This window comes from Benzoatithermus flavus (assembly GCF_037908215.1).
Classification (GTDB): domain Bacteria; phylum Pseudomonadota; class Alphaproteobacteria; order Geminicoccales; family Geminicoccaceae; genus Benzoatithermus; species Benzoatithermus flavus.
On sequence record NZ_JBBLZC010000002.1, the window covers coordinates 190,824 to 206,529 of the forward strand.

Annotated in this window: 14 protein-coding genes; 6 read left to right on the forward strand and 8 right to left on the reverse strand. The window is 69.2% G+C overall.

Annotated features, from left to right (window positions below):
* Positions 1-559: 559 nt before the first annotated feature.
* Positions 560-1,426 (forward strand): tryptophan 2,3-dioxygenase, encoded by an 867-nt coding sequence (kynA, locus tag U1T56_RS03260; RefSeq protein WP_418158003.1) that lies wholly within the window; start codon positions 560-562, stop codon positions 1,424-1,426.
* A 115-nt stretch (positions 1,427-1,541) separates the two neighbouring features.
* Here kynA and proB read toward each other — a convergent pair whose 3' ends face one another.
* The 6 genes from proB to U1T56_RS03290 all read right to left on the reverse strand — a co-directional run bounded on the left by proB (position 1,542) and on the right by U1T56_RS03290 (position 5,789).
* Positions 1,542-2,663 carry a glutamate 5-kinase gene (gene proB, locus U1T56_RS03265; RefSeq protein WP_418158004.1) on the reverse strand — a complete coding sequence of 374 codons (1,122 nt, stop codon included), beginning with the start codon at positions 2,661-2,663 and terminating at the stop codon, positions 1,542-1,544.
* Positions 2,664-2,666: 3 nt separating this feature from the next.
* Positions 2,667-3,695, reverse strand: coding sequence for a GTPase ObgE (gene obgE, locus U1T56_RS03270; protein ID WP_418158005.1), 1,029 nt, complete (start codon positions 3,693-3,695; stop codon positions 2,667-2,669).
* 55 nt (positions 3,696-3,750) lie between these two features.
* Positions 3,751-4,029: a 50S ribosomal protein L27 gene (gene rpmA, locus U1T56_RS03275; protein WP_418158006.1), complete on the reverse strand. Its 279-nt coding sequence runs from the start codon at positions 4,027-4,029 to the stop codon at positions 3,751-3,753.
* A 31-nt stretch (positions 4,030-4,060) separates the two neighbouring features.
* Entirely contained in the window at positions 4,061-4,372 is a 312-nt protein-coding gene (gene rplU, locus U1T56_RS03280) for a 50S ribosomal protein L21 (RefSeq protein ID WP_418158007.1), read from the reverse strand.
* A gap of 224 nt (positions 4,373-4,596) precedes the next feature.
* Positions 4,597-5,295: a methyltransferase domain-containing protein gene (locus tag U1T56_RS03285; protein WP_418158008.1), complete on the reverse strand. Its 699-nt coding sequence runs from the start codon at positions 5,293-5,295 to the stop codon at positions 4,597-4,599.
* Between the two features lie 5 nt (positions 5,296-5,300).
* Positions 5,301-5,789: a tellurite resistance TerB family protein gene (locus U1T56_RS03290; RefSeq protein WP_418158009.1), complete on the reverse strand. Its 489-nt coding sequence runs from the start codon at positions 5,787-5,789 to the stop codon at positions 5,301-5,303.
* 399 nt (positions 5,790-6,188) lie between these two features.
* Here U1T56_RS03290 and U1T56_RS03295 point away from each other — a divergent pair, with 399 nt between their 5' ends.
* The 4 genes from U1T56_RS03295 to U1T56_RS03310 are packed head-to-tail and all read left to right on the forward strand — an operon-like array spanning position 6,189 to position 10,517.
* On the forward strand, positions 6,189-7,508 hold the full coding sequence (locus tag U1T56_RS03295) for an ABC transporter substrate-binding protein (RefSeq protein WP_418158010.1): 1,320 nt from the start codon (positions 6,189-6,191) through the stop codon (positions 7,506-7,508).
* A gap of 20 nt (positions 7,509-7,528) precedes the next feature.
* Positions 7,529-8,464 (forward strand): ABC transporter permease, encoded by a 936-nt coding sequence (locus tag U1T56_RS03300; RefSeq protein ID WP_418158011.1) that lies wholly within the window; start codon positions 7,529-7,531, stop codon positions 8,462-8,464.
* Between the two features lie 17 nt (positions 8,465-8,481).
* Positions 8,482-9,321, forward strand: a complete 840-nt coding sequence (locus U1T56_RS03305; RefSeq protein WP_418158012.1) for an ABC transporter permease — start codon at positions 8,482-8,484, stop codon at positions 9,319-9,321.
* Positions 9,322-9,356: 35 nt separating this feature from the next.
* Positions 9,357-10,517, forward strand: a complete 1,161-nt coding sequence (locus tag U1T56_RS03310) for an ABC transporter ATP-binding protein (RefSeq protein ID WP_418158013.1) — start codon at positions 9,357-9,359, stop codon at positions 10,515-10,517.
* 265 nt (positions 10,518-10,782) lie between these two features.
* On the opposite strand, the gene U1T56_RS03315 is transcribed toward U1T56_RS03310, so the two are convergent.
* A complete protein-coding gene (locus tag U1T56_RS03315; RefSeq protein ID WP_418158014.1) occupies positions 10,783-11,238 on the reverse strand; it encodes a bactofilin family protein in 456 nt (151 codons plus the stop codon).
* 117 nt (positions 11,239-11,355) lie between these two features.
* Positions 11,356-12,834: a mannitol dehydrogenase family protein gene (locus U1T56_RS03320; protein WP_418158015.1), complete on the reverse strand. Its 1,479-nt coding sequence runs from the start codon at positions 12,832-12,834 to the stop codon at positions 11,356-11,358.
* 154 nt (positions 12,835-12,988) lie between these two features.
* On the opposite strand from U1T56_RS03320, the gene U1T56_RS03325 reads away from it, so the two are divergent.
* Complete coding sequence (locus U1T56_RS03325; RefSeq protein WP_418158016.1) at positions 12,989-15,703, forward strand: UPF0182 family membrane protein; 2,715 nt, start codon at positions 12,989-12,991, stop codon at positions 15,701-15,703.
* The last annotated feature ends 3 nt before the right edge of the window (positions 15,704-15,706 follow it).

Sequence of the window (15,706 nt, forward strand, 5' to 3'; positions counted from 1 at the left end):
GCAGTTCGTGGCAGCCTTCGTCCAGCGTCACCGCGCCGCAGCGCATCCGGCCGATCCGGGAGGGATCGGCCGTCGTCCATACCCGGAGGATGCCAGCCGAAGGATCGCTTCCGAGCACGATCCCGAGCGCCAGATCCCGCCCGCTCGCATCGGCGAGACTCACCAGCAGGCGCGGTGGGATCTCGTCGGGCGATGCCCCTTCCGCGGCGACCCCGGCGAGCGGCAGCTCCAGGCGCCGTGCACTTCTGAAATGCCGCGCGAAAGCCTCGCACGAGCCCGGCGCCGCTCGCCCCGCGTCTTGCGGCGGGCCAGCGGCGAGGCGGGCAGCCGCCGCGCCGGCAGGGCCGGATGATCGGCCAGGATCGGCTCGAGCCGATGGTGTCGGCCATCGTCGAAGATCCGTCATCGCCGCCTGGAAGCCTACCGGCCCGAATCGCCTGAACGGCAACGCCACTCGCGCCCCTGCCCGACCCGCCGCAGCGCGTCCTGCCTTGCGCCCCGTCCCTTCCGGGCTATCCTGTCCGGATCGGCAGTCCGCGATACGCCGGAAGTCAGAGCCATGGGACGACCCGCGCCACGCGCCGCGCCGCCCGGGGAGATGCCCGATCCTCTCGAGCCCGGGGTGCGCACCGATCTCGAGGGTGCTCTCACCTATGGCCGCTATCTGGCGCTCGATGAGCTCCTCGCCTGCCAGCGTCCCGTCTCCACGAGCCACGACGAACTCCTGTTCATCGTGATCCATCAAGCGACCGAGCTGTGGCTCAAGCTGATGATCCACGAGCTGCGCGCCGCCCGCGCCTCCATCCGCGCCGACGATCTCGGCCCCTCGTTCAAGATGCTGGCGCGGGTGTCGCGCATCCAAGAGCAGCTCATCCGCTCCTGGGACGTGCTCAGCACCCTGACACCCGCCGACTATCTCACCTTCCGCCACCTCCTGGGTCCTGCCTCGGGCTTCCAGTCGCACCAGTACCGAATGGTCGAGTACATCCTGGGCAACCGCTCGCGCGCCAAGCTCGCCGTGTTCGCGGGCGCACCGGAGCCCCTGGCGCAGCTCGAGGCGGAGCTCGTCTCGCCCAGCCTCTACGACGAGGCCATACGCTGCCTCGCCCGCCGTGGCTTCGAGCTGGCGCCGGCCGTGCTCGAGCGCGACCTCGCGCGGCCGCACGCCCATGACGTCACGGTGGCGGCGGCCTGGGAGGAGGTCTATCGCGACAGCGGCCATCATTGGGAACTTTACGAGCTCGCCGAGAAGCTGGTCGATCTCGAGGACTGGTTCCGCCAGTGGCGCTTCCGCCACGTCACCACGGTCGAGCGGATCATCGGCCTCAAGCCAGGCACTGGCGGCACCTCGGGCGTGCCCTACCTGCGCCGCGCCCTCGACCACGTGCTCTTTCCGGAGCTGTGGGCGGTCAGGAGCATGCTCTAGCCGGGCAACCGGCACCTCCGAGAGCCCCTGCGTAGCAAGGCGATCTCGGGGGCTCCGCGACGGGTTCTCCGAGCGGCGAGAGAGGTCACGGACGGCGGGACGGGATCGGCAGTCTCTACAGCAGAACCAGATCGTCCCGGTGGATCATCTCGTCCCGGCCGCGATAGCCCAGGATGGTCTCGATCTCCTCGGTGCGCCGGCCGATCAGGGCGCGGGCGTCGGCGGCGTCGTAGGCCGAGAGTCCCTTGCCGATCGGGGTGCCGTCGGGAGCGCGGATCAGGACGGCATCGCCGCGCTCGAACGTGCCCTCGACCGCGCGCACGCCGGCGGGGAGCAGGCTCGAGCCGCGCTTCAGGGCCGAGACAGCGCCAGCGTCGATCTCGAGCGTGCCCATGACGCCGAGGCTCGCCGCGATCCAGTCCTTGCGGGCGCGCCGGGGCGAGGTACGGGCCGGGAACAGGGTGGAGCGGGCACCGGCCTCGAGAGCCGCGAGCGGGCGCTCGCTCTGGCCTCGGGCGAGCACGACCGCGCAGCCCGCGGCCGTCGCCATCCTCGCGGCGGCGAGCTTGCTCACCATGCCGCCCGTGCCGACCAGGCTGCCCGAGCCCCCGGCCATGGCCTCGATCTCGGGGGTGATGGTCTCGACGACGGGAAGATGCCGGGCGTCCGGGTCCTTGCGCGGGTCGGCGGTGTAGAGGCCGTCGATGTCGGAGAGGAGGATCAGCGTCGCCGCGCTCGCCATGATCGCGACCCGGGCCGAGAGCCGGTCGTTGTCGCCGAAGCGGATCTCGCTCGTCGCCACCGTGTCGTTCTCGTTGACGACCGGCACCACGCCGAGCTTGAGCAGCGTCTCCATCGTGGCGCGCGCATTCAGGTAGCGCCGGCGCGCCTCCGTGTCCTCGAGGGTGACGAGGATCTGCGCCGCTTCCAGCTTCACGCGCGCGAGGCTCTCCTGCCAGGCGCGGGCGAGCACGATCTGGCCGGCGGCGGCCGCGGCCTGCTTCTCCTCGAGCCGCAAGGGGCGCTGCGGCAGGCGCAGGCGCTTTCGCCCCAGGCCGACCGCACCCGAGGTGACGATCACGACCTGCTGGCCGCGCGCCCGTGCCGCAGCCACGTCGCGGGCGAGGCTGTCGAGCCAGAGCGTGCGCACGTTGCCGTCGGGCTCGACCAAGAGCGAGGAGCCCACCTTGACGACCAGCCGGCGCGCGCCCAGCGCCTTCTGCAGCAAGGGCTCCATGGCTCAGGTTGCGGGCGCGGCTTCGGCCGCGGCGCGGGCGCGCCGCTCCTTCACGAGCGCGTAGGCCGCGTAGAGCACGGGCGCGAGCCCTTCCTGGGCCACGGCCGAGATCGCGTGGATCTTCGCCCCCGGAGCGGCCTCCTGCAGTGCCGCACGCTTCTCCGCGACCAGCTCGGGTGTGAGCGCGTCGATCTTGGAGAGGCACAAGAGCTCGGGCTTCCCGGCGAGCCCGTGGCCGTAGCTCTCGAGCTCGTTCCTGATGGTGCGGTAGGCCCCTGCCACGTCGTCCTGCGTCGCATCGACCAGATGGATCAGCGCCGCACAGCGCTCGATGTGGCCCAGGAACCGGTCGCCGAGACCGCGGCCTTCGGAAGCGCCCTCGATCAGGCCCGGAATGTCGGCGACGACGAAGCTGTCGTGGTCGATCACCACCGTGCCCAGCATGGGCTCGAGCGTGGTGAAGGGATAGTCCGCGATCTTGGGCCGTGCCCGGCTGACGGCGGCGAGGAAGGTCGACTTGCCGGCGTTGGGCAGGCCCACGAGGCCGCAGTCGGCGAGGAGCTTCAGCTTCAGCCAGATCCAGCGCTCCTCGCCCGGCCAGCCGGGATCGGCGCGGCGCGGGGCGCGGTTGGTCGAGCTCTTGTAGTGGACGTTGCCGAAGCCGCCGTCGCCGCCCTTGCAGATCAGGACCTTCTCGCCGGGAACGAGGAGATCGGCGATCAGGGTCTCGCCGTCCTCGGCATAGATCTGTGTGCCGACGGGAACTCGCAGGATCACGTCCTCGCCGTTCCTGCCGGTCCGCTCGCGGCCCATGCCGTTCTCGCCGCGCTGGGCCTTGAAGTGCTGCTGGTAGCGGTAGTCGATCAGCGTGTTGAGGCCGGGATCGGCCACGGCGAAGACGTGGCCGCCACGGCCGCCGTCGCCACCATCGGGACCGCCGAACTCGATGAACTTCTCGCGACGGAAGCTCGCGGAACCGCTGCCCCCGTCACCGCTCTTCACCCAGATCTTGGCCGAATCGAGAAAGCGCATGACGGGGCATATGGGCGGGAGAGGAGTTTCCCGCCAGCGATCCTTGGAGTGAGATTTACTCGGCCGCCTGGGCGGTCGTCGCAGCCACCGGGGTCACGGAGACATAAGTGCGGCCGCTGCGCTCGCTGAACCGCACCTTGCCCGCGACGAGGGCATAGATCGTGTAGTCGCGGCCGAGACCGACGTTCTTGCCGGGCTTCCACTTCGTGCCGCACTGGCGGACGATGATGTTGCCCGGGACCACGGCCTCGCCGCCGAACTTCTTCACGCCGAGGCGCTTGCCGGCGGAGTCGCGGCCATTGCGGGAGCTGCCGCCTGCTTTCTTGTGTGCCATGGGCTATCTCCGAGGATGCTCTGATGCGGCCTCAGGCCACCGCGATGTCGGCGATGCGCACGACCGTCAGCAGCTGGCGGTGGCCGTTGCGGCGCCGGTAGTTCTTGCGACGGCGCTTCTTGAAGATGATGACCTTCTCGCCCTTGGCCTGCTCGAGCACGGTGCCCTTCACGACGGCACCGGTGACAGTGGGCGTGCCCACGACCGGGTTCTCGCCGCCGATCATCAGGACCTCGGGGAAGGTGATCTCGGCGCCGACCTCGCCGTCGAGGCGCTCGATCTTGATCACATCGTTCTTGGCGACGCGGTACTGCTTGCCGCCGGTCTTGATCACTGCGTACATGGGCTTCCCGAGGCAGGCTTGGGAAAAGGACGAGAAAGACGGCTCGCCAGGGGCGGCCGCCGGACGTGAGCGCGGACTATAGCGGCCGGCGGCCCGATGTCAACGTTCCGCCCTTCCGGATCCGTCTGGTCCGACGCCCGGCCTGCCGCGCACGAGGAAGCCACGGCGCATCGCCCCGGTCGAATGGGCAAGAAGGGCCGGGGCCCGAGGCCGGCTCGGGTGGATCATTTCAGCCGGCTCACCGACCAGCGGAAACCGAGCTGCCAGGCGATCTCGCCCCTTACCTCGGCCTCGGCCAGGAGCCGCTCCCATTCGGCGCGGCGGAAGCCGCGGGCGACCGAGATCATGCCGTCGCTGCGCACGATCGGGTGCCAGCGCGCCACGGTCGCGAGGAGACCGAAGCCCCGGTAGGCGAAGGCGGCGCGGTGCAGGTCGACGATGAGCCAGCCTTTCGTGGCGTGGCGCTCCAGCCAGCGCAGGAAGCGGACGATATCGGCATCGGCCAGGTGATGGGTGAACTGCGAGGTGACGATGAAGTCGGGGGCGGGGTCGGGCATGTGGTCGAACACGTCGCCCGTCCGCCACCTTATATCCCAGCCGGCCGGAGTCCGGGCCGCGGCGGCGGCGGCGCTGCGCGGGTTCAGGTCGATACCCTCCAGCCGGACCGTCCGGCCCCGGCGGGCCGCCCAGCGATGGATGGCGCGCAGGAGATCGCCCCCGCCGCAGGCGACGTCGAGGATCGAGACGGCCCGGTCGGCCGGCAGGCCGCGGGTGGCGCGCTCCAGCCAGCGCAGGGTGGGGCGATGGGTGAGGGTGACCCGGTTCACGGCGGCGAGGTCGTGCAGACAGCGCTCGTACTCCGCCCGCGGCAGGGCCGGGTCGTCCATGATCTCCTGCAGCTCGCTGCGCCGAGACAGGTCCACCGCCGTCACCCGGACGTCGTGGGTGTCCGCTCCGGCTCGAGCCCCAGCCGCGCCAGCACGCGCAGGCGGGCCTCGCCGCTGTCGCGGTCGCTGACGTAGAGGAGGCCGGCCACGCGGCGCAGGAGCGAGGCCTCGTAGTCGTGCAGATACCCGTCGGCGTAGACGACTTCCCAGAGCATCTCGAGCACCCCGATCCGTCCCTCGTAGTCGAGCGCCTCCTTGATGGCGTGCGTGAAGCCCTGCCAGGCGACGCTCTCGGTGGCACGCCGCTCCGCCTGCTCGAGGAGCTTCCGCGCGAGCTCCGCCGGCAGGCCCATGCGCCGCTCGAGCAGCGTCTCGATCCTCTGCCGCTCGTCCGCGCCGAACGTGCCGTCGAGCCGCGCCGCCTCGACCATGAGCGCCGCCGCTGACACCTGCGCATCGTCGAAACGGGGCAAACCTTCGTCCGCCCACGCGCTCTCGTCGCCCATGAGAATGGCAAGGAATCGTCGCATGATCGCGTCCTTCGGAGCCGCCCCGGCCGGCTGCCCGGGTCGACGCCGGCGGCAGCGGGGACGTTCGGGCCAGTGCCCTCCTAGATGGGGCGCCGCCTCGCCGAGGGAAATGGCGGGTGCCCGAGCGGGTTCCCCGGGCGAGCGCCGGCCGGGATCGGCACGGCGGGCGGGCCGCGGGGCGGAAGATCGGTCGTGAGATCGGCACACAACGTGCTCGCTGTTGCCTTCCTCCAGTCGAAGGCTGCCCTGCCCGTCGGGAGCCGCGCTTGACACCGGACCGGCCGGGCCCAGAATGGCCGCAGAATCAGAAGCGAGCGACGGCCAGGAGCCGCCGCCACGACGACGAAGACCAAAGGCCTGCACCTCCCGTGCCGAGGTGCTGCCGAGGAGAGGGAAGGCATGACCGAGAAGACCAGCCCGCCCCCCGAAGGGGAGGCCGTGAAGCCCGGCATCGACCGGCGCACCGTGCTGAAGGGTGCGGCCGCCGTGGCAGGTGCGGCCGTCGGCTCCGGGACGATCACCGGCTTCCCGACGATCTGGGCGCAGAACCTCAAGAACGTGACGCTCGTCCATGTCGGCTCGTCCTACTCGGCGATCATCGACATCGCCCGGCAGGCGAGCCAGGATCTCGGCTTCAAGATCGAGATGCAGAGCGTCAACGGCGACGCGCTGGTCAACCGCGTGGTCACCCAGCCCGAGACGGTCGACATCGCCGACCTCGAGTACTGGGCGGTGCAGAAGGTGTTCCCGCGTGGCGGGATGCAGGGCATCGAGATCAAGAAGATCAAGCTCTGGGATCAGATCGTCCCGATCTTCACCCAAGGCAAGTATCCGGACGGCAGGGAGGTCAGCCGGCAGGGGACGCTGCCCTACGAGATCCAGTACGTGCAGGGTGCGGACGCCAAGACCTTCGCGAAGAGCCCGACGGCCTACGCCTCGCTTCTGCCGCAGATCTACAACGCCGACACGCTGGGCATCCGTCCCGACCTGATCGGTCGGCCGATCGAGCACTGGAGCGAGCTTTTGAACCCCGAGTTCAAGGGCAAGGTGGCTCTCGTCGACATTCCCTCGATCGGCATCATGGACGTGGCCATGGCGCTCGAGAGCCGGGGCGATCTCAAGTACGGCGACAAGGGCAACATGACGAGGGAGGAGATCGACAAGACCGTCAAGGTCCTGATCGATCTCAAGAAGCAGGGCCATTTCCGCGCGTTCTGGAACTCGTTCGACCAGTCGGTGAACCTGATGGCCTCGGGCGAGGTCGTGCTGCAGTCGATGTGGTCGCCGGCGGTGACGGCCGTGCGCACGCGCGGCATCCCGTGCGCCTACGTGCCGCTCAAGGAGGGCTATCGCGCCTGGGCCGCAGGCCTCGGGCTCATGAGACACCTCTCGGGCATCAAGCTGGATGCGGCCTACGAGTACCTCAACTGGTATCTGTCGGGCTGGCAGGGCGGCTTCATCGCCAAGCAGGGCTACTACTCCTCCGTGCCCGAGACCGCGAGGAAGTTCCTCACCGAGGACGAATGGGGCTACTGGTACGAGGGCAAGCCGGCCCAGAACGACATCAAGGACCCCTACGGCAACGTCATGGAGAAGGCTGGCAGCGTTCGGGACGGCGGCGCCTTCTGGCAGCGCATGGGCAACATCGCCTGCTGGAACACCGTGATGGACGAGAACGTCTACATGGTCCGCAAGTGGAACGAGTTCGTCTCGGCCTGACCTCCTACTAGAGCCCGACGATGCCCACGCGCCGGGGCACGGGCGCCCGTGAAGGGTCCCGTGCCCCGGCCGCTTCTGAGGCCCCGGCAACGCGAAGCGAGACCATGCGACGGCTGGCACCCTACCTGCAGGTGGCTCCCCTCACGCTCCTGCTGCTCTTCTTCCTCGTCATACCCGTGGCCGCGATCCTGGTCGTGAGCTTCTGGAGCTACGACGAGTTCGACATCTATCCCGACTTCATCCTCGACAATTATGCCTGGATCTTTACCTCACCGGTGACGTACTCGATCTATCTCAAGACCATCTATTACGCCGTCGTGACCTGGGCGATCACGCTCGTCCTGGGCTTCACCATCTCCTACTATCTCGTCTTCCACGTCAAGAATCTGCTCTGGCAGATCGGTCTCTTCCTCCTCTGCACCGTGCCGTTCTGGACCAGCAACGTGATTCGCATGATCTCCTGGATTCCGTTCCTGGGGCGTGAAGGGCTGTTCAATCAGGCATTGATGAATGCCGGGATCACGAGCGAGCCGCTCGAGTTCCTGCTGTTCTCGGACTTCGCCGTGATCCTGGCCTACGTGCATCTGTTCACGCTCTTCATGATCGTGCCGATCTTCAACGCCATGGCGAGGATCGACCCGGCCTTGATCGAGGCTGCGATCGACGGCGGGGCAAAGCCCTGGCAGGTGATCTGGGAGGTGGTGCTGCCGCTCTCGAAGACCGGCATCGCACTGGGCTCGATCTTCGTCATCGCGCTCGTCATGGGCGACTTCTTCGTCGTCCGCACCATGAGCGGTGGGCAGAGCGGCTCCGTGGTCTCGGCGATGATGAACGAGATCGCCCTCCTGCAGTACCCGACCGCGGCCGCAGGCGCGGTGGTGCTGCTCGTCATCGTGACCTTGATGGTGGCGGCGATCCTCCGGGTCGTCGACGTCAGGAAAGAGCTCGCCGGCTGAGGAAAGGAAAGCCACGGATGCGCACCGCCAACGGCCGCCGACCCTTCTCGTTCTACGTGCTCACTGCCGTCTTCGTCCTGTTCGTACTTTTCCTCTACGGACCCATGACGGCGATCTACATCCTGTCGTTCCAGGGACCCACGGGCGGGCTCACCTTCCCGATGCGCGGCTTTTCGCTGCACTGGTTCGAGGCGCTCTTCGGCCAGGAGCGGACCGGCGATTTCGCGGGCGCCTTCGAGCGCTCGCTGATCCTGGCGCTGCTCGCCACCGTCTTGACGCTCGTCATCTCGCTCTCGGCCGGCCTCGCCTTCAGGAAGCGCTTCGTGGGTGCGAGCGTCGTCTTCTACATGGCGATCGCGAGCCTCGTGATGCCGGGCGTGTTCGTGGGGCTCGGGATCGCGATCGTGCTCCAGATCCTGAAGCTCACCCCGGTCTGGTGGCTGACGGGCCTGGGTGCCCACCTCACCTGGACGCTACCCTTCGGGCTGCTCATCATGTTCGCGATCTTCAACCGCTTCAACCGCGCTTACGAGGAGGCGGCGCGCGATCTCGGGGCCTCGAGCTGGCGCACGCTCACCGAAGTCACCATACCGATCCTGGCCCCCGGCCTCATCGGCGTGGCCCTGTTCGGCTTCACGCTCTCTTACGACGAGTTCCCGCGCTCGGTCCTCACCGTCGGCGCCAAGAACACCCTGCCGCTCGAGGTGTTCGCCATGACCAACACCGTGACCACACCCTCGGTGTTCGCGCTCGGCACGCTCACCACGGCGGTCTCGTTCCTCATCATCTCGGCGGCGCTCGCCTCGATCGTCGTCATCCAGCGGCGGCGCAGCGGCAAGGCCGGCGGCGGCCGCTGACGCCAGACGTCACGACAAGCAATCGAGAACAATCCATGGTCACCACCCCGCACGGCTCCGGCGAGATCGAGCTCCGCAACGTCGTCAAGCGCTTCGGCGGCACGCTCGCCGTCAACGACGTGAGCCTCACCATCCCGCACGGCAGCTATTGCTGCCTTCTGGGCCCCTCGGGCTGCGGCAAGACCACGATCCTGCGCATGATCGCGGGTCACGAGACGCCCACGAGCGGCGAGATCAGGATCGGCGGGCAGAACGTCGTCGGCCTGCCGCCGGTCCGGCGCGGTACGGCCTTGATGTTCCAGTCCTACGCCCTGTTCCCGCATCTCACGGTGCGCGACAACGTCGCCTTCAACCTGAAGATGCGCGGCCTCGCCAAGGAGGAGCGCTACGCCAAGGTCGATCGGATGCTCGAGATCGTGCACATGTCGGCTTTCGCCGACCGGGTGCCGGCGCAGCTCTCGGGCGGCCAGCAGCAGCGCGTGGCGCTGGCGCGGGCCCTCATCACCAACCCGCGCGTGCTGCTGCTCGACGAGCCGCTCTCGGCGCTGGACGAGTTCCTGCGCCTTCGGATGCGCAGCGAGCTCAAGCGGCTCCAGTCCGATCTCGGCATCACCTTCATCCACGTCACCCACACCCAGCCCGAGGCGATCGCCCTCGCCGATCTTGTCGTGGTGATGAACCAGGGCATCATCGAGCAGGCGGCCTCGGCGCGCGACGTCTACGCCCGGCCGCGCAGCCCCTACGTCGCCCGATTCCTGGGCGGGCAGAACGTGCTGTGCGGCCGGGTGCTGGGCACGGACGGCGACTTCGTGCTGCTCGAGGGCTATCGGGGAGCCCGCTACCGCATGCCGCTGCAGGGAAGGCAGGTGCGTCCCGGCGAGACCGCGTGGTGCTCGATCCGGCGCGACCAGATCGGGCTGCACCGCGCCGGTGCGGGCGAGCCGGCGAGCGAGAACGCGGTTCGAGCCACGGTCGAGGCGGTCGAGTATCAGGGCACCTTCGTGAAGGTGACCCTCGCGGACGCCAGCGAGGAGGAGTTCATCGTCCACGAGCCCGAAGCTGCCTTCTTCGCGAGCCCGGTGAGCCGGGGCGATCACGCGATCGCCTACTGGTCGGCCGAGCACGTCCACCCGCTCGAGCCCGACCGCGCCGCGGGCGGGGCGGCGCGCCAGCCCTACGCCGAGGCGGCGGAGTAGGCAGCGGCGCCTGCGGGCGGCTCGACGGCTGATGGCGCCGCGGCAGGGCATGCCCGCTCGTCGCCGATCGCAGCGAGGCGCAGCCTCCAGGCCGACCAGGCCCATTCTCGCGGCCTGCGAGACGGATGCGGGCGCTGCTCCACGGCCTCGCCTCGGCGTCGACGAGGCGAGCGACGCTCGAGGGATGGCGCTTTTATGGCGGATCCGCAGCCGGAAGCGCCGCCGCGTGCCTTGTGGGCGGGGTAGGGCAGCCGCGCGGGCCGCCTCAGCCTTCGTCCCCGATCCTGGTCACCATGCCGGAGAGTTTGCCGCCGCGCTCGAGCTCGAGCTCGCCGTAGCGCACGTTGCCCGACACGCGGCCGGTGGCGCGGATCAGGAGCCGGTTGCGCACGGTGAGGTCGCCCTCGTAGACCCCACCGATCTCGGCCTCCTCGACCTCGGCCGAGCCGTTGGTGAACCGGCCGCTCTCTGCGATCTCGATCGCCCGGGTGCGGTTGAGCTTCACCTGGACGCTACCCTCGACCACGAGCCGGTCGCAGGCCGCGATCTCGCCCGAGAGGCTGATATCGGCGCCGACGATCAGGAGCTTCGGCGTGGCCGGCGCCTCGGGCTGCTGCGGTGCCACGGGCGCCTCCGCCGCGGGGGCCGTCGCCTGTGCCGGCTGCTGGGTCTGGTGGACGGTCGGGGCCGGCGCGCTTTCCTCGCGGTGTGAGAACATCATCCCTCCTTCTCGGGCTCGTGACGGGCATGCCGGGGCGGCGCAAGCTGGAGGGGCTCGCGGTCATCGTCAAGGCGGAAACCAACCGTGGCGTGATAAGCCGCAGATCCGATGCCGCCTTCAGCCATTCAGCGCCGCGACGGTGGCGAGCGTGCCCTTCTCGGCGATCATCGCGCGATAGCGCACGAAGTCCGCGACGAAGGCGGGCGAGCGCTCTAGGCGAAGGCCCGAGAGCGTGTGGATGCGCAAAGGTGCCGTCGGGTCGGGGGCGTGCACGAGCCGGCGGTCGTCCTCGGTGAGATGCGGCTCCAGAGGCTCGAACGGTACGCCCCGGTCGTCGACGCCGGCGAGATAGCGCGCGAAGGCGGCGAGCAGGAACGCGAGGCGGCGATGGTCGCGGCCCTGCGTCAGGCAGGCCTCGATGGTGTCGCCGAGGAAGACGGGGATCTTCGAGCAGCTGTCGGAGGTGAGGCGCGCGAGCTGGTCGTTGATGGCGGGGTTCGCGAAACGCTCGAGCACAATGTCGCGGTAACGCTCGAGCGGCATGCCGGGCGGAGCCTTCAGGAGCGGGATGGTGTCGCGATCCAAAAACGCCCGCAGATGAGCGAGGATGCGCGGGTCCGCCATGGCTTCGTGAACGAAGCGGTAGCCGCCGAGCTGGCCGGGGTAGGAGAGCATGATGTGCGTGGCGTTGAGCATCCGGAGCTTGATCTGCTCGTAGGCGCTCACGTCGTCGGTGAACTGGACGCCCACGGCCTCGAGCTGCGGCCGGCCGTTGCAGAAGCGGTCCTCGAGCACCCACTGGATGAAGTCCTCGGCGAAGACCGGCACCTCGTCGTCGACGCCGGTGAGCGCATTGAGCCGCCGCATGTCGGCCGGCGGAACCGCGGGCGTGATGCGGTCGACCATGCCGTTGGGGAAGGTGACGTTGGCCTCGATCCAGGCGGCGAGCGCCGGCTCGCGCGCGTCGGCGAAGGAGAGCACGGCACGGCGGGCCACGTCGCCGTTGTGGCGGAGATTGTCGCAGGACAGCACCGTGAAGGGCGGAACGCCGGCGGCGCGCCGCTGCGCCAGGGCCTCGACGATCAGGCCGAACGCGGTGCGCGGGCGGCCGGGATGGGCGAGGTCGTGCGCGACGTCGGGAGCATCGAGACGAAAGGCGCCCGTGCCCTCGTCCATGTTGTAGCCGCCTTCCGTGATCGTGAGCGAGACGATGCGGATTGCGGGATCGCTCAGGCGGGCGAGCGCCGCCGTCGGATCGGCCGGGGCGAAGACATAGTCCACGATCGAGCCGATGACGGCACTCGTGGGCTCGCCCTTGGGCGGAAAGACGGTCAGCGTGTAGAGCCCGTCCTGCCTTTTGAAGCTTTCGGCCTTGGCGCGCTCGGTCTCGCTGTCGACGACGCCGATGCCGCAGATGCCCCAGCCTTCGTGTCCGGGCAGCGCCAGGCAGCGGTCGACATAGACCGCCTGGTGCGCGCGGTGGAAGTTGCCGACGCTCACGTGCGCGATGCCGACCGTGACGCGGCCGCGATCGTAGGCGGGCCTCGCGATCCGTTCCGGCAGCTCGCCCAGCGTCGTCCGGTTCAGCGCGACCATGGCTTCCCTCTTCGTCCGATCGGGTGGTGACGGGCGGGCAATCTGAAGGCTTTTGCCCGAAGATGCCAGCCCGCGCACCGCGGGCTGGACTTGTCCTCCGCCAGGGTCGAGCATGGTATCGGCCGGCGACCGGCCGGCCCGGAGGTCTCCCAGGATGCCCACGACCGTGCCGCGCTCCCTCTTCTCGGCTCGTCTGGCCTGGCTGGCGCTGCCCCTGTTCGTGGCGCTGGCGGTGGCGTTTCACTGGCTTGCGGATCTGTTCTGGTTCGAGTCTCTGGGCTACGCGGGCCTGTTCTGGCGCCTGCTTCTGATTCGCATCGGCCTCTTCGCCGTGGTCACGGCGATCGTGTTCCTCTATGCCTGGATCAACCTCCGGCTGCTGGCGCAGCATCTCGATCTCGTCGGAAGCGGCCGGATCGCCATGTCCGGCCTCATGCTCCGGCTGCCCGCGCCCGGCTCCGCCGCCTCCTCCCGCCTCGTCCGGGTCCTCGAGGTCGTGGCACCGCTCCTGGCGGCGATGATCGTCGCCGCCGGCTTCACGGCCGGCTGGGACGAGCTCGTCCGCTTCCTCTGGGCGCAGCCTTTCGGCGAGGTCGACCCGCTCTACGGCCACGACATCGGCTTCTACCTGTTCCGGCTGCCGCTCATCGACCGGGTCCAGAACACCGTGGCGCTCCTCGCGTTCACGGCCACGGCCGCCCTTCTCGCCGTCTATGGCAATATCGGGCTCCTCGTCTGGGGGCCGGGTGGCGCGATCGTGGCGCCGCGATCGGTGCTGCATCATCTTCTCGCCAATGCCGCCCTGTTCTCGTGCGCCTGGGCGGCTGGCTATGTCCTCGACCGGTACGATCTCCTGAGCGAACCCACCGGGGCGGTGTTCGGTGCCGGCTACACCGCCGTCCACGTCACCCGGTGGGCGCTTCCGGGCGCCGCATTCCTGACCGCGGCCTTCGCGGCCGCGGGTTACCGGTTCGCCCTTGCCGGCCAGGGCCGCCGGCTCGCGGTGCTGATCGGCGGGTTCGCGGCCGCCATGATCGCGCTGCTGGTGGCCCTGCCGGATTCGATCCAGCGCTTCGTCGTCCTGCCGAACGAGCTGGCGCTGGAGGAGCCCTATCTCGAGCGCGACATCCGCTTCACGCGCAAGGCCTTCGGCCTCGAGACGGTGCAGCCTCGCGCTTATGATGCCAGCGTCAAGCTGGGCAGAGCCGAGATCGAGGCGAACCGGGACACGATCGGCAACATTCGCTTGTGGGACTGGCAGCCGCTCCGGCAGACCTTCCGGCAGCTCCAGCAGATCCGCAGCTACTACACCTTCCACGACGTGGACATCGACCGCTACCGCCTGGAGGGTGCCTACCGCCAGGTGCTGCTCGCGGCGCGCGAGCTGTCGCCCGATCTGCCGGGCAAGGGTGTGACCTGGGTGAACCGGCGGCTGCAGTACACCCACGGCTACGGCCTCGTCATGGCGCCGGCGGCCGAGAAAAGTCCGGAGGGACGGCCGGTCTTCCTGATCGACGACATTCCGCCCGTGGCTCCGCCGTCGCTCGCGATCGAGCAGCCCGCGATCTACTTCGGGGAGGAGGAAGGGGGCTACCGGATCGTGAACAGCGGCGTGCCGGAGTTCGACTACCCGAGCGGTGACCGGAACGTCTACACGCGCTACCGGGGCCATGGGGACGTGGCGCTCGACAGCTGGCTCAAGCGGCTCGTCTATGCCTGGCAGCAGCTCGACATCAACATTCTGATCTCGGACTATATCCGCAGCGACAGCCGCATCCAGCTCTGGCGCCGGGTGCAGGCCCGCATCGGCAGGCTCGCCCCCTTCCTGACGCTCGACCACGACCCCTATCTCGTCGTCGACAGCGGCCGCCTGTTCTGGATCCAGGATGCCTACACGACCGGCGAGCGCTTCCCTTACGCCGAGCCGGCCGAGAGCGGCATCAGCTACGTGCGCAACGCCGTCAAGATTGTCGTGGACGCCTACGAAGGCGACGTCACGTTCTACGCCATGGACCCGGCGGATCCCGTGCTGCGCGTCTACGCGGCGGCCTTCCCCGGAGTCTTCCGGCCGCTCGCCGCGATGCCGCCCGGAATCGCGGCGCACTTACGCTATCCCGAGGATCTCTTCGCCATCCAGGCGCGCAAGTACGCCGTCTATCACATGACCGAGCCGCACGTGTTCTACAACAGCGAGGATCTCTGGCAGATTCCGCGCGAGAAGGAGGACGACCGTTACGTTCCGCTGCAGCCCTACTACGTGCTGATCCGCCTGCCCGGCGAGCCGCGGCTCGAGTTCCTGCTGCTCACCCCCCTGACACCGGCCAGGCGCGACAACATGATCGCCTGGCTCGCGGCACGCTCGGATCCGCCGCATTACGGCGAACTCGTGGTGTTCAAGCTGCCCAAGGACCGGCTGGTGCTGGGCCCGACGCAGATCGAGGCCATGATCGACCAGGACACCACGATCTCGCGCCAGCTCTCGCTCTGGGACCAGCGCGGCTCCAGGGTGATCCGCGGCAATCTCCTGGTGATTCCGATCGACGACGCATTCCTCTACGTCGAGCCGGTCTATCTGCGCGCCGAGGGCAACGAGATTCCCCAATTGCAGCGGATCATCGCGAGCGACGGTGCCAAGGTGGCGATGGAGCCCACGCTCGAGGGCGCCATCGAGGCCGTGTTCGGGGGAGCGCCGCGCGAAGGAGAAGGAGCGGCCACGGGGGCGCCTGCCGCCGGTCTCGGGAGGGCGCGGGCCGCCCTGGAGGCGGCCGAGGAGATGCTGCGCCGGGGCGACTGGGCGGGGTTCGGCGCTGCGATGCAGCGGCTGCGCGACCTGCTCGGCCACCCCGGCCCGCCGGGCGACGGCTTCTGAAGC